Genomic DNA, 14,952 nt, shown 5'->3' with positions numbered 1-14,952 from the left:
GATTCTTCAATATGTGAAATTACTAGTCTGTGGAGGGCAGGTTTTATCGGAAGCGCATTTATCAGAAATCACCTAAAGACCAAAAATGATACCATAACAAACCTTGACAATCTAACGATTGGCTCTAACATTGCAAAATCTCAAAGAAATAGAAAACAATCCAAATTATTCATTCATAAAAGATGATATCAGAAATCAAGAAACAATATCAAATCTTGCAAAAGAATCAGATGTACTAGTAAACTTTGCAGCAGAAACCCATGTTGACCGTTCCATATCAAACCCAAAACCATTCATAGAGACAAATGTCTTAGGAACATATTCCATATTGAAGCCGCAAGAAAGACACGACAAGCTATTCATCCATGTATCAACTGACGAGATTTACGGAGATGCAGAAAACAAGGAATCATTTACAGAGACATGATATACTAAAGCCAAGCAACCCATATTCGGCCACAAAAGCATCAGCAGATCTCCTAGTGGAATCATATCATAGAACATATGGCATAAAATGCATCACTACTCGGTGCACAAACAACTTTGGACCAAATCAATTTCCAGAAAAACTAATCCCCAAGACAATAATCCGTGCTACAAAGAACCTCAAGGTCCCGCTCTATGGAGGGGGAAACCAGATACGAAGCTGGATCTATGTTTTGGATCACGTACAGGCAATTGACGTATTAATTGAAAAGGGCAAGTCAGGCGAGGTGTACAACATCACTGCATGGAACGAGATTACAAACAAATCCATAGTTGAAAAGATTCTCAATCTAATGAAAAAATCACTAGACCTCATAGAAAACGTCGGAGACAGACCAGGACACGACAAGAGGTATTCAATTGATGCGTCAAAGATAATCAAGGCAACTGGATGGAAGCCAAAATACCAATTTGATCAGGCCTTGCAGGAAACCGTATCATGGTACCAGAACAATAAAAGCTGGTGGGAACCGCTTGCAGATGAAAAAACTTTACATCCCCAACCTTGGACTGTCCATTGGTAGAAAGAAAAAACCATCTAGCCATTGATCCACTTTATGATCTGCCAGAAATGATGCAACCCGTATTGCAAGAACCGATAGTTATTTATGATAATAGTTATCAATATACCATATGCCTTCAAGCTACAACCTGCCAGAAATAGTCAAAAAGGAGATAGACGAGCTAGTCAAATCAGGGTATTATTCAAGCAAGTCCGATGTTGTCAAGGATGCACTTAGGTACATGTTGAGTAATAAAAAGAACCTAAGACTTGCAGCTGCAGTCGGATTGTACAAAAAGGGCGAGGTCACTCTTGGAAAAGCTGCCGAGATTGCAGATGTTAGCATACTAGAATTCAAGGAGAGACTAAAAGAGTACGGCATCAAGAGGATAATAGAAGCAGAAAGCGCGTCAAAGATGGATAGCGCAATTGAAAAGATCAAGAGCAGGTATGGATGAAGCTTGTTGCTGATACTGATATACTGAGCATTTTTTCAAGAATTGATAGGCTTGATATATTAAATGAACTTTTTGAAGCCATTATTGTATCACCATCAGTAAAGGTTGAACTTGCAGAAGGAAAAATAGATCTCAAAAAGCTTGGACCTGAGTTTGCTCAACTAACAACTGGCGAGTTAAAGGATCTAAAGTATGCACACAGTGAACTTGACAAGGGAGAAAAGGAATGCTATGTAATAGCAAAGAACCGGAATATTCCGCTTGCAAGCAACGAAAAGATCGTACATAGGTTGTGCAGGGAAGACAATATGAGTTATTTTTCGCTGCCAAGAATATTGAGGCTTGCAATCAAGGATGTATAGTCACAAGAATTGAGGCAAGGCAACTTGTTAACAGTATTGAAAAGGAGGAACATACTGTAATAAAGAACAAGGATGAGATATTCAGGTAAAAAATTACAAGTATATGATCTGATTTTAAAAACAAGTCTTTCGTGTAGATGATATATGAAATTTCTAGTTACAGGCTCTGCGGGATTAGTCGGAAGGCAGGTCATAAAGGATCTCCTGCAGTCCTACACCCAAGTCTATTCATGTTACAATAACTCAAAACCAGAAGACGGAATTGCAACGCATCTTGACCTGACAAGCCCCGATGGTATAATCAAAGTGATAGAATCCACAAGGCCTGATGTGATAATCCACCTGGCTGCAATGACAAATGTTGACCTATGTGAAACACAAAAAGATCTTGCCACAAAGATTAACGCAAAAGCAACTGCAGTAATAGCTGAACAAGCAAAAAAACTAGGGGCATTTCTGGTATACGTGTCCACAGATTATGTCTTTGACGGAGAAAAAGGGATGAAAATAGAGTCTGACAACACAGAATCCATTGATCACTATGGCAAATCAAAGCTAGAAGGCGAAAAGGCAGTAGAAGAGATTGCAACAAAGTGGTGTATAGCAAGAACTAGCACACCGTACGGGATACATCCAAAGAAGAAGAGTTTTCCAATATTTATTGCAGAAAATCTCAAATCAGGAATCCCACTTGATATCATAACCGACCAGTATACGTCTCCAACATATGTCCCAAATCTGTCACGTATGTTAATTGAGATATCCTCAAGAAAAATTCAGGGAATACTTCACGTATCAGGGGCAACAAGAGTCTCAAGATATGACATGGCCATGATGGTTGCAGACAAGCTAAATCTTGACAAAAAACTATTGAGGCCAACCAGTATGGGAAACATGAACTGGACTGCCAAGCGACCAAGGGATTCTTCACTTGATATATCAAAGGCAGCATCGCTTCTCAAGGAAAAGCCAATGACTGTACAGCAAGGCCTAGACCTATTCGTAGAACAGATGAAACAAAAACCAAATTGAGATGTTATGGAATAATTATGGTAACTATTACAATACAAAGTCCAAAAATAGATTTTTATCTAGTGCAGATTACCAGTCTTCTACATCTAGGCTGGTTACTCGTTCAAAATGTTTTTTGTTCTTTGTTATGAGGGTCTGCCTATTTGCAATTGCAATGCTTGCAATGAAGAGATCTCTGTCTCCTATAGTATTTGATTTCATAGAGGTTGCCAACTGGCCCCATATTCTGCTAGATTCATAGTCAAGATTTAGTACAGCAAAGCGATTTAGCAGTTCCTCAGAATCCTTTAACGCTCTTGTCCTGTCCTTTGAGGTATAGGCTCCGTGGTATATCTCGGCAACGGTAATGGCGGTGATATAAACAGTCTCTCCACTCTCTTCAAGTTCTCGCATCTTTTCAATTGCGCTATGCTCACGTCTCTCAAGTGCTATGATAAAACTGGTCTCGGCGCAGACCATGTCTACAGCTTGACCTTTGCTAGCTTTAGCTTCTTGCGTAACTCTTCGCTTGATTTCCGGGTAGATTCTGCAAGTTCAATGTTTGGCTTTGTCTCCTCAAGATAGGCCAGGATTGCTGCGGGATTGCCCTTGCCAAACTTGCGCAGTACAAGATCTGAGAAAGACTCACCTTCTCTTTTCTGGGCCTTGAGCACCCTGTATGCTTCGTCGTTAAGTGAGATTGTAGTTGTTCCCATCTTGAAATACAATGCATGTACATGCATTTAAGTTTTCATTGACAGAATAATGATATGCGGGCTACATAGATATTCTATCCATGGAACAGATAAAGCAAAAACCAAATTGAAATATACTGTATCCCACAACACGGATCAAAATGAAGGGAATAATACTTCACGGCGGCCATGGGACAAGGCTCAGACCACTTACTCACACAGGACCAAAACAGCTACTGCCGATTGCAAACAAGCCAATGTCACAGTATGCACTGGAAGACTTTAGAGAGGCAGGAATCACAGACATTGGAATCATAATAGGAGACGTTTATCCAGAAAAGGTAAAAGAGTTCTACGGTGACGGCTCAAAATTTGGAGTAAAAATCACCTACATTTACCAGGACAAACCTGCTGGCATATCTCACGCAATCCGATTGTGCAAAGACTTTATCGGAAATGACAGGTTTGTCGTATATCTTGGAGATAACATTTTACGAAAGGGACTGATAGACTATACAAAAAAATTCCAAAGCTCAAGCGCAGGGGCAATGATACTTCTCTGCGAGGTAGACGACCCAACAAGATTTGGAGTTGCAGAGCTTGACGGAAAAAAAATCAAAAAGATAGTGGAAAAGCCAAAAAACCCGCCATCGAACCTGGCAGTAATTGGAATCTATTTTCTCACTCACAAGATCTTCGATATTATAGACAAACTAAAGCCATCATGGCGTGGGGAACTTGAGATAACAGATGCACTGGATCTTTTGATGAATAGTGGTAATGCCATAGAATATGATACAGTGACAGGTTGGTGGAAGGACACTGGTACCCCGGAAGATATCTTGCATGCAAACCAACTGGTACTAGATTCCATAGGAACACCAAACCAGTTTGTCATATCTCACGGCTCTGAGGTTAGAGGAAATATCGTGATTGGAAAGAACACTACCATATCAAGAGACTCATTTGTTACAGGACCTGCAATTATAGGTGACAATTGTACCATAGGGCCTGCAGTCAGACTTGGTCCTTATGCCAGCGTTGGAAATAATGTAACACTAAAAAAATGCGATATTGAAAATTCCATCATAATGGAAGGGGCAAAGATTGATGCCAAGGTGCACTTGGTAGACAGCATTATTGCAAATGACGCAGAGATCGAGGACCACACACATCCCAAAAAGCACCAGTTCCTGCTCGGTGAGAGATCTCAAATAAGACTGTAATTTACAATCAATATGAAATCTCTAGCACTCTGGATTACAGGACTATCAGCATCTGGCAGAGCACAATTGCAGGACTAGTCCAGAACCACCTTAAAGAAAATCATGGAAGGAAAGGAGAAATTAAAGACCTATACTTTTGATGAGCATAAAAAACAAGTAAAGACGATTTTAGAAGAATAAGTTTGTGCCTTTACAGCCGTCCAACAAGTTATTCAAGAAACTAAAGAAATTCAAATCAGATAAATCGATAATTGAGGGTTATTACAGAATACTAGACGATCTGGAAACATCTCCAGACCCCACTAAAATAGGAGAACGCAAACATGGGCTATATGTCAATTATCATGCAATACATATTTCAAAAAATCATGCCTTGTTTACATGTATTTGCCAAAAGAAGATGTAGTGATATTATTAGATTTGGATGATCATAAGAACTTGTATGGTAGAGACAACAGAGGTTAGGCCTGGTAAAAGAGATCAAGGATTTTTAATTTATTACACTCTCACATCTAGTTTTTCTCAGTGCGCATGGTCCAAGTAAAACTGCTCCTTGTCAATCTTTTCTGGAACGATGCCTTCCACTTCCATTAAATTCTGCATGATGCCACGTCCCTTCACAAGTTTTCCGTCTTGTCCCTGTGTTACGCCAATGATAAAGCCACTGCTCCCGCAGATGGGATTGAATGCAGACTTGGGGGAATCATGATATTTTGATAAGGTCTTTTCAATTCCAGCTCCCGAGTCTGAAAAGAACCTGCCCTTTTGAAAAAACACCCGAGGATGATCAGATGCTGGAATGTCAGTATCTCTTGTAAATGCAAAGACAACTCTGAAATTTTCCATCTTTTTTGCCATCTCAACTAGCCAGTTGTAATATATGACATTGACAGTTTTGGTATCACCCAAGTACAGGTGCGGGTTGCTGTAAAACAGTACAAGCCTAATTCCAATGTCTGGTCTGTCCTGCATATATTGCACAAGCCCTCTTGCAGACTCTGCCCCGTTCTCGCCTGACCAATACGCGATATCCTTTTCGGTCCCCGATGAAACCTTGAGAGAAAATGGTCTTTTTTCAAGCCAAACTTTACCTTGACTTTATCGCCAATCTTTGCCTGCTCAAAAAAATATGCTGCAAAGCCATCAGCTTTTTTCAATGCAGGATTGATGTACCCGTAGGGCTTTTCGCATTTTATCGTAAGCTCCACGTTATCCCGGTTAGGCGATGATGCAATGGAATACGCGCGTTCAACAAAACTCTCTTCTACTCCTCCCGATGCCGTAGGCCTTTTCAGATGTATCCCAATTGTCACAAACTGTCCAATTGAAATCTCAGATTTTCCAGCAGAAAATGTATACGTGTAGGCATTGGCAGTTTCCTGTACCTTGTCAATGATCTGCCACTCGATAGGCTCCTGTCCAGACATTAAAGTGAGATGCATCTGTGATATAATAAAATCGTATGGAAGATTCTCACCATTTTTGGAATTGATAATTGATCTTATGGAAGAAAAAATAACAATTGCAGAATTTAAAAAATCCCAAGTTTTCATTTAAAGATTACTTCACATTCCTCACCAAGCCTTAAAACAAATTTGCACAAACTTGGAATAATGATTAGGCTGCTAGGGATATTTCTTGCACTAGTGCTTGTCGCTGCTACTGTGCCCGCATCGTTTTCATACCAAGGAGATCAAAAGCCAGAGCCAGACCATGCCAAGTTCTCATTTAACGGATACTCTAACAGAACACAGCTCTCATTTAACGGATACTCAAACCAGACATTCACTGGATTCAACCAGACAAATCGCGGGCAGGAGATCTCGTATCTTATGCATGAAATAAATTATCTCAGACAAGAACTTGCAAACATTATCAAGGACCAGAAAAAAGATGACAATAAAACAAAGTTACATCAGCTAAAGCCATTGGAACTACCTGTTTCAAATTCACGTCATGACATAAAGACGGGTAAAACATATCAAAATACAAGAGGATTGCATCTGGGGCATTGAAGAAACTAACAGACCATTTTCATAAATCAACTAACATATAGTATATGGTACAAGGTAATTCAGATGAACAAAAAATGCATAATCTGTGGCTGCAAGGACCACAGGCTTGTCGGGTGCATTACGCACAAGTCAAAAAAGTGTTCGTGCTACAATGAGACAGGCTACTAAAAATCCTAAAATTTGGCAACCAGTGACTGGGGTTATAAAAGGGTGGACGGTACGTGTTATGAAAATATGGACTTGCAAGACCACGACGAAAGCAGATTCAGTATGCTTTTTGAGGTATCTCCCAATCTAATGTGCACGCTTGACTCTGGAGGAATAATAACTGACATCAACAAGAGGGCGCTTGATTACATTGGGTATACAGAAGACGAGATTATTGGCAGGTCGTGCTTTGACTTTATTGAGCCCAGTTACAAAAAGGTGGCACTAGACGGGTTTGCACAGATGCAAAAGACCGGAGTGGGCCCGCTAATTGAGATACTGCTGATAAAAAAAGATGGAGCAAAGTTTTACGGCATGTGCAGCGGTGCAAGACTTGGAAAAAAAGAACCTCCAGAATACATCATTGCAATACAGGACATATCACGACTGTATGATACACTAAAAAAGGCAGAAGAGGGCGAGATTCGGATAAAAGACCAGTATGCAGAATTAAAAAAGACACACGAGTCCCTTATACTGACAGGAAAAAAAATACCGCAATCTGTATGATGGCTCGCCTGACATGCTACGCACCATTACAGCTGATGAAAAAATAATTGACTGCAATGACGCATATGCAAAAAACCTTGGATACACAAAAGAGGAGATCATAGGAGAAGCACAGGCAATTGATCACACTGCAGAAAAAAGTTATGATGAGCTGGCAAAATCAATTGCAGAGTGGAAAGAGAACGGCAAGATAATCAACAGGGAGATATGGATGAAAAGAAAGAACGGTTCTACATTTCCAACGCTGCTTAGCGGCACCAACATTTATGATGAGAAAGGAGTGCTGATTGGAAGGACAGTCGCATTAAGGGATATCACTGAAATCTATTACTCTAGAAAAAAGATAGAAGAAGACCAGGCAAAGCTAAGCGAACAGTACACGGCACTAAAAAATGCAGAGCTTACAAAGGACGAATTTTTGGCAATGGTCACACATGAACTAAAGACGCCCCTTGTTCCAATACAGGGCTACGTTGATCTGACACTTGCAGGAAAGTTCGGTCCTCTCACAACAACACAGCATGAAAGGCTTGAGATAGTAAAGTCAAGTACCGAATCCATGCAAAAACTGATATCTGATCTGCTTGACGTGCAAAAGATAGAGATTGGACAGCTAAAACTCGACAAAAGTGCGCACAACCTGGCAGAGATCATCTCAAATACCATATCCAGCATAAAGCCGCTAACTGACAAAAATGGGATAGAGGTAACTACGTTACTCAAACACGATATCACATGCACATGCGACCATACCAGAATATCCCAGGTCATGACGAATCTCATACTTAACGCAATCAATTTTTGCCCAAAGAAGGGCGGCAACATATCAATAACACTTGACAAGGAAGAAAGGTCCTACTCTATAGTTGTAAAGGACAACGGTACTGGAATTCAAAAAGACAATCTGGACAAGATCTTTGTTAGGTTCTATCAGGTGGACACGTCAAACACAAGGGAGCACAAGGGCACAGGGCTTGGCCTGTCAATATGCAAGGGAATAGTAGAAGGACATGGAGGAAAGATTTGGGCAGAATCAAAAGGGATGGGACAGGGAACAGAGATTCACATACTGCTACCTGTCTGATACTTTAATACTTGATAGCAAGGAATTCCTTACTATAAGGTAAGGAAATGTCAGAGCTGAGTATAGGTTCAATTACTACCAAGGGCCAGATAACTATCCCAAAGGAGATCAGGGCTTCGCTTGATCTAAAGGAAGGTGATAAAGTAATCTTTGCCATTGAGGACGGACAGGCAACAATAAAAAAAGCTTCAAGGGAAAGGCTTTCTGAAATTTTACGCAGGCAGAAACCGTGGAAAGAACATAGTATCAAATTCCAAAAGAGAATGCGTAAAGAATGGTAATAACTGCAATACTTGATACCAACATCTTATTGAATGCTAAGAATACTGGCGAACAGCATTCTATACACTCTTTGCAGGTATTGGATGCAGTTGAAGATGGTTCCATACAAGCGATCATATCAGTAATCTCAATTGCGGAATTGTGTACCGAATACTATTCACACGGAGACAAAAGGGGTAAAGAGGAACTGCTTTCCCATTTGATTTCTACCAAGGGTTTTGTAATTGCCGGGCTTGATGTGCCTATATCTGATGCAGCGGCAAGGATCAGTGCAGATACAGGTCTTAGATTGCCTGATGCTATCATAATTGCCACCGGACTTGCAAAAGGTGCACGATATCTTGTAACACACGACAAAGAGCTAAAGAAAGCTAGTCGATATCTTGAGACTATATCATCAAAAGATCTACTCAATAGGTTTAGGCGTGCCAAAAAGAAATAGCAGAAAAATTGCTTCAAATTATATGCAATACGGATAGCGATATCAAACTCTGTGACATTTATTTTAAATACAGTAACAGGTTATCTACTGTATATCAAAAATGACATCAAGCAATGGCACCTGCACAATAAGTTTTAAAACTGAAAGTGAAAAAGCAAAAGCGTTCTATGAATTGATACATTCAAAGTCACAATTCAGCGGCATTGGAAAAAATACGCTTGTCGTGCAAAAAAAAGACTGCAAGTTGCTCAAAAATAAGAATATAAAGTACGAACTTGTCGAATAGACAGTGCCTTATCTTAAGGTAGAAATTCTGCTTCCTCATTATTACAATGGTTCTGCTGGCAAACGCAAGAAAATAGAAGGCAAGAAATATTCAAAAACTTTTGAGGAGATTGTTGAAAGATTTGGCGGCTGCACAGTAGATAACTCGACTCTAATAGGCGGATGGACAGATCCCAATACGAAAAATAGGATCAGCGATGAAAACAGTACGTACTGGGTGGTCTGTGAGAAGACAAAAAAGAATGTAGAGTTTTTTCATAATTTAAAGAAAAAACTAAAGACAAGATTTGAACAAAAAGACATAATGATGTATTATGTAACTATAAACAAGTTCTAATAGGCTGCACCTTATTTGAAAGAATGCATCAGTCATGTACCTTAAACTTTATTTGCCCATCTGTACAACCAAGAGTATGAAGATTATTCCAGTGCTGTTATCAATATTGCTTGCAGGTTCCATGTTAGGTTATGGGATGCATGCATCAGCCCAGACCCCCTGCACCGCGTCACAACCGTGTGTACCAATCTGCGGTAACCATGTGTGTACACCAGGTGAGACCCCTGGGTCAGCCACAACAGGCTCTAATGCAAAATCAGTTTCACAGAGCACAAACCAGACAGTAACTCCAAGGATTGCAACCCAGGTGAATCTATCGGCAAATGCAACAGTTGCCAAGACTACAAATGGAACAAAAAATAATGCAAACGGCACATCACCCAAAGAAAATATGGCAATGGGGACAAATGCAACAGCCAAGTCATCAAATGGTACCATGATTAGTACAATGCCAAGTGGAACCATGACAAACAGTACCATGCGAAATGGTACAATGACAACAGGTTCAATGAATTCAGGTTCAATGGCAAGCAAGTTGCCATCACCAGGAGCTCAAGTCGCTGCAGGAGCCCAGCCAACAAACGTCAAGTGTCCTTCAGGATTTTACTTGGTGATAAACAACTCTAACTCGCGTCCTGCATGTGTAACGCAAAATACCATGTCAGTGCTTGAGGCAAGAGGCTGGGGCCATGCAGCTCCCTAGATTTTTAAAAGTATGGACTTGTTAATTTTATTTTGAAGCACAACAACACTTGCAAGTGTAATGCCAAACACAAGCCCTGATACTATTCCAAATTCTGGCGCTGCAAAGACTTCAAGAAATAGCGAGCTTGGTGATACAATCGCATTGGGGCTGACCCCATTTGACTGGAGACATGCCTTTGATTGCTCCATGATCGAATATGGCTGTGCGACTTCAGGATCAGATATTAGGTAGCTATGCAGTTCCTGGTCCGTCGCACTTGGATTCAGCGAGAGATATGAATTCAGATCACTGTCTATCTTGGCTACAGATGACTTGTAGATCGTCTCCTCCAGTGGAAGGTTGGAACTATTGCAGTAATAATTTCCGTCAGTATCAAACGCAGCCCATGCAGGACTGGAAGATGCCACAAGCAGCATCACGCACCCAAGTATGGCAAACTTCATTGCATCCAAGTATGCATGAAACAAATTAAATTTTTCCACAGAATCATATTTGAAATTCATTCTATATGTAGGGCTCTGTTACGTTTCCGGGTGATAATCACACGGACTGTAACTTCGATGCATCGACTCTAAGGATTAGCGGCAGTGCGTTATCCACATTCCACTTCATTGCTTCACCTGCATCGCCTTTAGAACTGCCAAGCCTTGGCAGCCCCCGCAGAGACTGGTTCATGACAGCTATCACATCCCTGTCTTGCCATCTCTGACATGTATCACACCAGAGTTCTCTTTTACGGATGGGATCGTTCCATGCCCCTTTGTCTTGGAGTCTCTTTCCGCATCTGGGACATAGTGTTGATGTTCCTCTAGTGTCTGATTTTGATAACTGGATTATTGGAATTCCACTCCATCTTGACTTGTATTCTATCTGGCATTTGATTTCAGAAAACGACCATCCATTCATGGTGCCTCGACGCTTTTTTCCCTGCCAGTTTCCTTTCTGATACATCTTTCTGATGTATCTGATATCTTCAAAGACTAGGGCATGTTTTCTTTGTACTGCATGTTGCACTATATCCTTTGAGACCTTGTGCAGCATCTGATTTACTCTATTTTTTCTTCTTGTACCATACTTGGAATACAGTTTCTTTCTGATTCTGTGATCGTTTCTCTTAAATGACGATACGATGGATTTTGTATTCTCTGCAATCCTGACTGCCTTTGCAATGTCATACTGAACCACTTGGTTGCAGTCTCCTACCGTGACGTTTCTGAGATTTCTGTCAATCCCTGTCGTGTTTTTACATTGTACCTCTGGTACATCTTTTGAATATGATATTGATAGGTGATCTGGAGTAAGAACAAAGGAGTTTACCTTGAACGTGGAATTATTTTCATGGTTACATAGTATCTCTCTTGCATGATGATTCAATAGAATCTCAAAATATTGTGTCTCCAAGCGGTATCTTGAAAATGTTACCTTCAAGCTTGAATCCGTAGCATGATATCAGTATTGGCTTTTTCAGGTATGGGTTCTTTGTGTTGATTCCTCGTTTGATAGATTGTCTTCTGTTTGATAGAATTCCGGCAGCCTTTGATATGGCACAAAGTTTGTAGTATGACAGAATGTCGTACTGTGCCAGTTCCCTGTATGATAATACCGACAATCGCTTTAATGCGTGTGTGTCGTTTTTAAGGCCAATTCTGATACAGTGATTTACCATATCTCGAAAAGTTTCAAGAAAATCAAGTATGTGTGAATCTGGAACGCATGATTGCCTGACAGACTTGATTGCCTTCAACTGATCGTGCTTTTTTTTATTAGAATTATAGTACTGGTAATGTCAATATCACCCGGCAACGCAACAGAGCCATATGTAGCAAAACTGATCATGTTCAGGTGATGGTATCATAATATGGCAATTCAATCAAAACATCTATTGGATCCCTTAGTGGCAAGAATCTAGTTGTGAAGTCTGACATTACGATAATTGGTGCGGGAATTTTAGGAACTTCGCTTGGATATTTCCTATCCCATGTGACAGACAAGAAAGTTCTGGTACTAGAACAAGCACCAGAGGTTGCATTCCATACCAGTTCAAGAAACACCGGAAAGGTTCACGCGCCGTTTCTCTACGACCCACAAAAAAAGAGGCTATTTGCAAAAGCCGCAGCACTAGGGTTTGAGATGTGGGAGACGTACGCAAAACAAAAGAGTTTGCCGTTCAAAAAAGACGGAGTCTTGGAAGTGTCACTTGACGAGCAGGGAACAAAGAGGCTTGAAAAGTATCTGTCATGGGGAGAGCAGAACGGATTAAAAAAAGACGAAATGACATTTTTAGACAGCTCCGAGGTGTCAAGACAAGAGCCTGAGGTGCACTGCCAAAAGGCAATATTTTGTACCAAGGACGCATCAGTAGACTTTGGCAAGTTTACCAAATCTCTGATGGAGGACGCAAAGCAAAGCGGTGCAAGTTTTTTGCTAAACACAAGATCTGAGAAAATACAGGACAAAAAAGAATTTCTTGAGATTAAAACAAATTCTGGTACCATACAGACAGACCATATCATAAACGCAGCAGGTGGAATGTCAATTGATATTGCTCACGCAATGGGTACTGCACAAGATCTTACAGACATTCACTTTCGCGGAGAATACTGGCAGGCTGACAAAATCTACAGCAACCTAACCCGAGTCTCAGTATATTCTGTCCCAAAACATCCCGAGTATCCATTCCTGGATCCGCACTGGATTGTGCGACATGACGGGCGATGCGAGGTGGGGCCAAATGCAGTGCCGGTCTTCAGTCCATACGGGTATAATTTCACAGAAAACATCAAAGAGTTTCCGTCAAAGATTGTCGAGATGCTGTCGTCTGGCGCAGCAAAGATGCTGTTTGACTCCAAATTTCTCTCGCTTGCGACAAGCGAGTTTCTCTCTTCTGTATCAAAAAATGCAATGATAAATCGAGTAAGGGAGTTTCTCCCCAAGGTGATTCCGTCAAAATTCCATACCCGAGGCACTGCAGGGGTGAGAGCATCGGTAATTGACAGCTCAGGCAAGTTTGTCCCAGATGCGGTCATAAAAGAGGGAACAAAGTCAACTCACATCCTAAACTACAACTCGCCTGGCGCTACAGGTGCACTGCCGTTTGCAGTGTATGTAATTGAACAGATGCGCCAAAAGGGAATCATAAAGATACAGAACACAGGGTGCGGACCATGGGACTATGGCAATGTGCTGGAATTTTTGAATGCAAATTAGGGAATCACTTCATAACAAATCATTGAATTGATAGATTGTCATCTCTCACAATAGTATATCTACGCGTAGGAGTGCTTGCAAGTAGTTTAGGTATATGTGGCTTTGGTTGGTAACCGGAAACTAAATTAAAAGAGTGGATAGAGAGTTTGTTGATATCATGATTCTAGTCTGCATTCCGGCATACAATGAGGAAAAGATAATTGGAGATGTGGTAAAGCACTCGCTCCAATATGCAGACAAGGTAATTGTATGCGATGATGGCTCGACTGACGGTACTGCAAAAATTGCAAAGCAAAGTGGTGCGACAGTAATATCGCACAAAAAAAATGAAGGCTATGGCGCATCAATCATTACGCTATTTGACAGGGCAAGACAGGAAAATGCTGATACCATGGTGACAATTGATGGTGACGGGCAACACAATCCTGATCAAATTCCCCTCTTGCTTGATACACTAAAACAAAACAATGTAGATGTCGTAATTGGTTCAAGGTTTTTGAACAAAAGCTCTAGTACGCCAGGATACAGAAAACAAGGAATCAAAATAATAACATCGGCTGCAAACTTTGGAGCTGACTTTAAGGTAAGCGATGCCCAGTCGGGATTTCGCGCATATTCAAAGCAGGCAATAGAGTCAATCCATCCAACAGAAACTGGCATGTCAGTATCAACTGAAATTTTGCTCAAGATATCAAACAAGGGATTGAGCCTGGCCGAAGTTCCAATCACGGTATCCTACAACGGCGACACGTCAACGCAAAGTCCTGTCCCGCATGGTGTAGCAGTACTGATGAATACTCTGAAGTTTATTTCAGTAAAACACCCGATTCCATTTTACGGGTTTCCAGGTATCGCACTAGTAATTGCAGGCTCTGTCATTGGCTACCAATTCCTGGATGCATATCTGAGCAAGCAGGTAATCTTTTTGGGCTCGCTTATGGCAGCAATCATTTTATTTTTGGTTGGGACAATTTTATGCGTTACCGCAGTAATACTGTTTTCAATGGCAACACTCATGCGCGAAAGACAGTAACATTGCATAAAAAACGAGACTGACATGCTTGCCGCCAAATCATGACAAGCTAGCAGAACCCAGAACCGCAACATTAATGCGCGAGCGGCAGTAAGGAATCTTAC

General features: G+C 40.9%; 21 protein-coding genes and 1 pseudogene. 15 read left to right on the top strand and 7 right to left on the bottom strand.

Going from position 1 to position 14,952, the window contains the following annotated elements; genetic code table 11:
• The first annotated feature begins 13 nt into the window (after positions 1 to 13).
• The 4 genes and pseudogenes from rfbB (at position 14) to rfbD (ending at position 2,840) form a co-directional block, all read left to right on the top strand.
• Positions 14 to 1,010 (top strand): annotated as a pseudogene (gene rfbB / locus DYY67_RS05740) (dTDP-glucose 4,6-dehydratase).
• 109 nt (positions 1,011 to 1,119) lie between these two features.
• Positions 1,120 to 1,446 carry a UPF0175 family protein gene (locus DYY67_RS05735; RefSeq protein ID WP_166391544.1) on the top strand — a complete coding sequence of 109 codons (327 nt, stop codon included), beginning with the start codon at positions 1,120 to 1,122 and terminating at the stop codon, positions 1,444 to 1,446.
• Complete coding sequence (locus tag DYY67_RS05730; RefSeq protein WP_166391542.1) at positions 1,443 to 1,808, top strand: hypothetical protein; 366 nt, start codon at positions 1,443 to 1,445, stop codon at positions 1,806 to 1,808. The genes DYY67_RS05735 and DYY67_RS05730 overlap by 4 nt, the downstream gene beginning before the upstream one ends.
• A 144-nt stretch (positions 1,809 to 1,952) precedes the next feature.
• Positions 1,953 to 2,840: a dTDP-4-dehydrorhamnose reductase gene (gene rfbD / locus DYY67_RS05725; RefSeq protein WP_166391540.1), complete on the top strand. Its 888-nt coding sequence runs from the start codon at positions 1,953 to 1,955 to the stop codon at positions 2,838 to 2,840.
• Between the two features lie 69 nt (positions 2,841 to 2,909).
• Here the strand turns inward: rfbD and DYY67_RS05720 are convergent, their stop codons facing one another.
• On the bottom strand, positions 2,910 to 3,299 hold the full coding sequence (locus DYY67_RS05720; RefSeq protein WP_166391538.1) for a type II toxin-antitoxin system VapC family toxin: 390 nt from the start codon (positions 3,297 to 3,299) through the stop codon (positions 2,910 to 2,912).
• Between the two features lie 2 nt (positions 3,300 to 3,301).
• A complete protein-coding gene (locus DYY67_RS05715) occupies positions 3,302 to 3,535 on the bottom strand; it encodes an antitoxin VapB family protein (protein ID WP_166391535.1) in 234 nt (77 codons plus the stop codon).
• A 140-nt stretch (positions 3,536 to 3,675) separates the two neighbouring features.
• Here DYY67_RS05715 and DYY67_RS05710 point away from each other — a divergent pair, with 140 nt between their 5' ends.
• Positions 3,676 to 4,740, top strand: coding sequence for a glucose-1-phosphate thymidylyltransferase (locus tag DYY67_RS05710; protein ID WP_166391533.1), 1,065 nt, complete (start codon positions 3,676 to 3,678; stop codon positions 4,738 to 4,740).
• Between the two features lie 522 nt (positions 4,741 to 5,262).
• Here the strand turns inward: DYY67_RS05710 and DYY67_RS05705 are convergent.
• Positions 5,263 to 5,586, bottom strand: a complete 324-nt coding sequence (locus tag DYY67_RS05705; protein ID WP_166391531.1) for a hypothetical protein — start codon at positions 5,584 to 5,586, stop codon at positions 5,263 to 5,265.
• 17 nt (positions 5,587 to 5,603) lie between these two features.
• Positions 5,604 to 6,167: a hypothetical protein gene (locus DYY67_RS05700; protein ID WP_166391529.1), complete on the bottom strand. Its 564-nt coding sequence runs from the start codon at positions 6,165 to 6,167 to the stop codon at positions 5,604 to 5,606.
• Between the two features lie 186 nt (positions 6,168 to 6,353).
• Between DYY67_RS05700 and DYY67_RS05695 the strand changes: the two genes are divergently transcribed.
• From DYY67_RS05695 to DYY67_RS05660, 8 genes are all read left to right on the top strand, one after another.
• Positions 6,354 to 6,755 carry a hypothetical protein gene (locus tag DYY67_RS05695; RefSeq protein WP_166391527.1) on the top strand — a complete coding sequence of 134 codons (402 nt, stop codon included), beginning with the start codon at positions 6,354 to 6,356 and terminating at the stop codon, positions 6,753 to 6,755.
• Positions 6,756 to 6,935: 180 nt separating this feature from the next.
• Positions 6,936 to 7,472 (top strand): PAS domain-containing protein, encoded by a 537-nt coding sequence (locus tag DYY67_RS05690; protein ID WP_166391525.1) that lies wholly within the window; start codon positions 6,936 to 6,938, stop codon positions 7,470 to 7,472.
• Complete coding sequence (locus DYY67_RS05685; protein ID WP_255492883.1) at positions 7,465 to 8,556, top strand: PAS domain-containing sensor histidine kinase; 1,092 nt, start codon at positions 7,465 to 7,467, stop codon at positions 8,554 to 8,556. The genes DYY67_RS05690 and DYY67_RS05685 overlap by 8 nt, the downstream gene beginning before the upstream one ends.
• Positions 8,557 to 8,603: 47 nt before the next feature.
• On the top strand, positions 8,604 to 8,837 hold the full coding sequence (locus DYY67_RS05680; protein ID WP_166391521.1) for an AbrB/MazE/SpoVT family DNA-binding domain-containing protein: 234 nt from the start codon (positions 8,604 to 8,606) through the stop codon (positions 8,835 to 8,837).
• Positions 8,831 to 9,280: a type II toxin-antitoxin system VapC family toxin gene (locus tag DYY67_RS05675; protein WP_166391519.1), complete on the top strand. Its 450-nt coding sequence runs from the start codon at positions 8,831 to 8,833 to the stop codon at positions 9,278 to 9,280. The genes DYY67_RS05680 and DYY67_RS05675 overlap by 7 nt, the downstream gene beginning before the upstream one ends.
• 100 nt (positions 9,281 to 9,380) lie before the next feature.
• Positions 9,381 to 9,566, top strand: coding sequence for a hypothetical protein (locus DYY67_RS05670; protein WP_166391517.1), 186 nt, complete (start codon positions 9,381 to 9,383; stop codon positions 9,564 to 9,566).
• A gap of 3 nt (positions 9,567 to 9,569) precedes the next feature.
• The gene (locus tag DYY67_RS05665; protein ID WP_166391515.1) at positions 9,570 to 9,902 is read left to right on the top strand and encodes a hypothetical protein; all 333 of its coding nucleotides are present in this window, start codon (positions 9,570 to 9,572) and stop codon (positions 9,900 to 9,902) included.
• A 76-nt stretch (positions 9,903 to 9,978) separates the two neighbouring features.
• On the top strand, positions 9,979 to 10,605 hold the full coding sequence (locus DYY67_RS05660) for a hypothetical protein (protein ID WP_166391513.1): 627 nt from the start codon (positions 9,979 to 9,981) through the stop codon (positions 10,603 to 10,605).
• On the opposite strand, the gene DYY67_RS05655 is transcribed toward DYY67_RS05660, so the two are convergent.
• The 3 genes from DYY67_RS05655 to DYY67_RS05645 all read right to left on the bottom strand — a co-directional run bounded on the left by DYY67_RS05655 (position 10,602) and on the right by DYY67_RS05645 (position 12,352).
• Positions 10,602 to 11,051, bottom strand: coding sequence for a hypothetical protein (locus DYY67_RS05655; RefSeq protein ID WP_166391511.1), 450 nt, complete (start codon positions 11,049 to 11,051; stop codon positions 10,602 to 10,604). The genes DYY67_RS05660 and DYY67_RS05655 overlap by 4 nt on opposite strands.
• Positions 11,052 to 11,148: 97 nt before the next feature.
• On the bottom strand, positions 11,149 to 12,036 hold the full coding sequence (locus DYY67_RS05650; protein WP_166391509.1) for an IS200/IS605 family accessory protein TnpB-related protein: 888 nt from the start codon (positions 12,034 to 12,036) through the stop codon (positions 11,149 to 11,151).
• Positions 11,990 to 12,352, bottom strand: a complete 363-nt coding sequence (locus tag DYY67_RS05645) for a hypothetical protein (protein ID WP_166391507.1) — start codon at positions 12,350 to 12,352, stop codon at positions 11,990 to 11,992. Before DYY67_RS05645 ends, DYY67_RS05650 begins: the two co-directional genes overlap by 47 nt.
• 167 nt (positions 12,353 to 12,519) lie before the next feature.
• Here DYY67_RS05645 and DYY67_RS05640 point away from each other — a divergent pair, with 167 nt between their 5' ends.
• On the top strand, positions 12,520 to 13,815 hold the full coding sequence (locus DYY67_RS05640) for an NAD(P)/FAD-dependent oxidoreductase (protein WP_320415984.1): 1,296 nt from the start codon (positions 12,520 to 12,522) through the stop codon (positions 13,813 to 13,815).
• Between the two features lie 133 nt (positions 13,816 to 13,948).
• The gene (locus tag DYY67_RS05635; RefSeq protein WP_320415983.1) at positions 13,949 to 14,848 is read left to right on the top strand and encodes a glycosyltransferase family 2 protein; all 900 of its coding nucleotides are present in this window, start codon (positions 13,949 to 13,951) and stop codon (positions 14,846 to 14,848) included.
• The last annotated feature ends 104 nt before the right edge of the window (positions 14,849 to 14,952 follow it).

Origin of the sequence: Candidatus Nitrosotalea sp. TS (genome assembly GCF_011319465.1) — an archaeon.
Taxonomy (GTDB): Archaea; Thermoproteota; Nitrososphaeria; order Nitrososphaerales; family Nitrosopumilaceae; genus Nitrosotalea.
The sequence above is the reverse complement of the archived record's forward strand: the minus strand, read 5'-3'. Positions and strand labels throughout refer to the sequence as shown.

Coding starts and splice junctions, on each gene's coding strand:
- DYY67_RS05695 (WP_166391527.1), top strand. CDS start 6,354: ATGATTAGGCTGCTAGGGATATTTCTTGCACTAGTGCTTGTCGCTGCT.
- DYY67_RS05675 (WP_166391519.1), top strand. CDS start 8,831: ATGGTAATAACTGCAATACTTGATACCAACATCTTATTGAATGCTAAG.
- DYY67_RS05735 (WP_166391544.1), top strand. CDS start 1,120: ATGCCTTCAAGCTACAACCTGCCAGAAATAGTCAAAAAGGAGATAGAC.
- DYY67_RS05655 (WP_166391511.1), bottom strand. CDS start 11,051: ATGAAGTTTGCCATACTTGGGTGCGTGATGCTGCTTGTGGCATCTTCC.
- DYY67_RS05660 (WP_166391513.1), top strand. CDS start 9,979: ATGAAGATTATTCCAGTGCTGTTATCAATATTGCTTGCAGGTTCCATG.
- DYY67_RS05700 (WP_166391529.1), bottom strand. CDS start 6,167: ATGTCTGGACAGGAGCCTATCGAGTGGCAGATCATTGACAAGGTACAG.
- DYY67_RS05670 (WP_166391517.1), top strand. CDS start 9,381: ATGACATCAAGCAATGGCACCTGCACAATAAGTTTTAAAACTGAAAGT.
- DYY67_RS05715 (WP_166391535.1), bottom strand. CDS start 3,535: ATGGGAACAACTACAATCTCACTTAACGACGAAGCATACAGGGTGCTC.
- DYY67_RS05730 (WP_166391542.1), top strand. CDS start 1,443: ATGAAGCTTGTTGCTGATACTGATATACTGAGCATTTTTTCAAGAATT.
- DYY67_RS05680 (WP_166391521.1), top strand. CDS start 8,604: ATGTCAGAGCTGAGTATAGGTTCAATTACTACCAAGGGCCAGATAACT.
- DYY67_RS05705 (WP_166391531.1), bottom strand. CDS start 5,586: ATGGAAAATTTCAGAGTTGTCTTTGCATTTACAAGAGATACTGACATT.
- rfbD (WP_166391540.1), top strand. CDS start 1,953: ATGAAATTTCTAGTTACAGGCTCTGCGGGATTAGTCGGAAGGCAGGTC.
- DYY67_RS05720 (WP_166391538.1), bottom strand. CDS start 3,299: ATGGTCTGCGCCGAGACCAGTTTTATCATAGCACTTGAGAGACGTGAG.
- DYY67_RS05710 (WP_166391533.1), top strand. CDS start 3,676: ATGAAGGGAATAATACTTCACGGCGGCCATGGGACAAGGCTCAGACCA.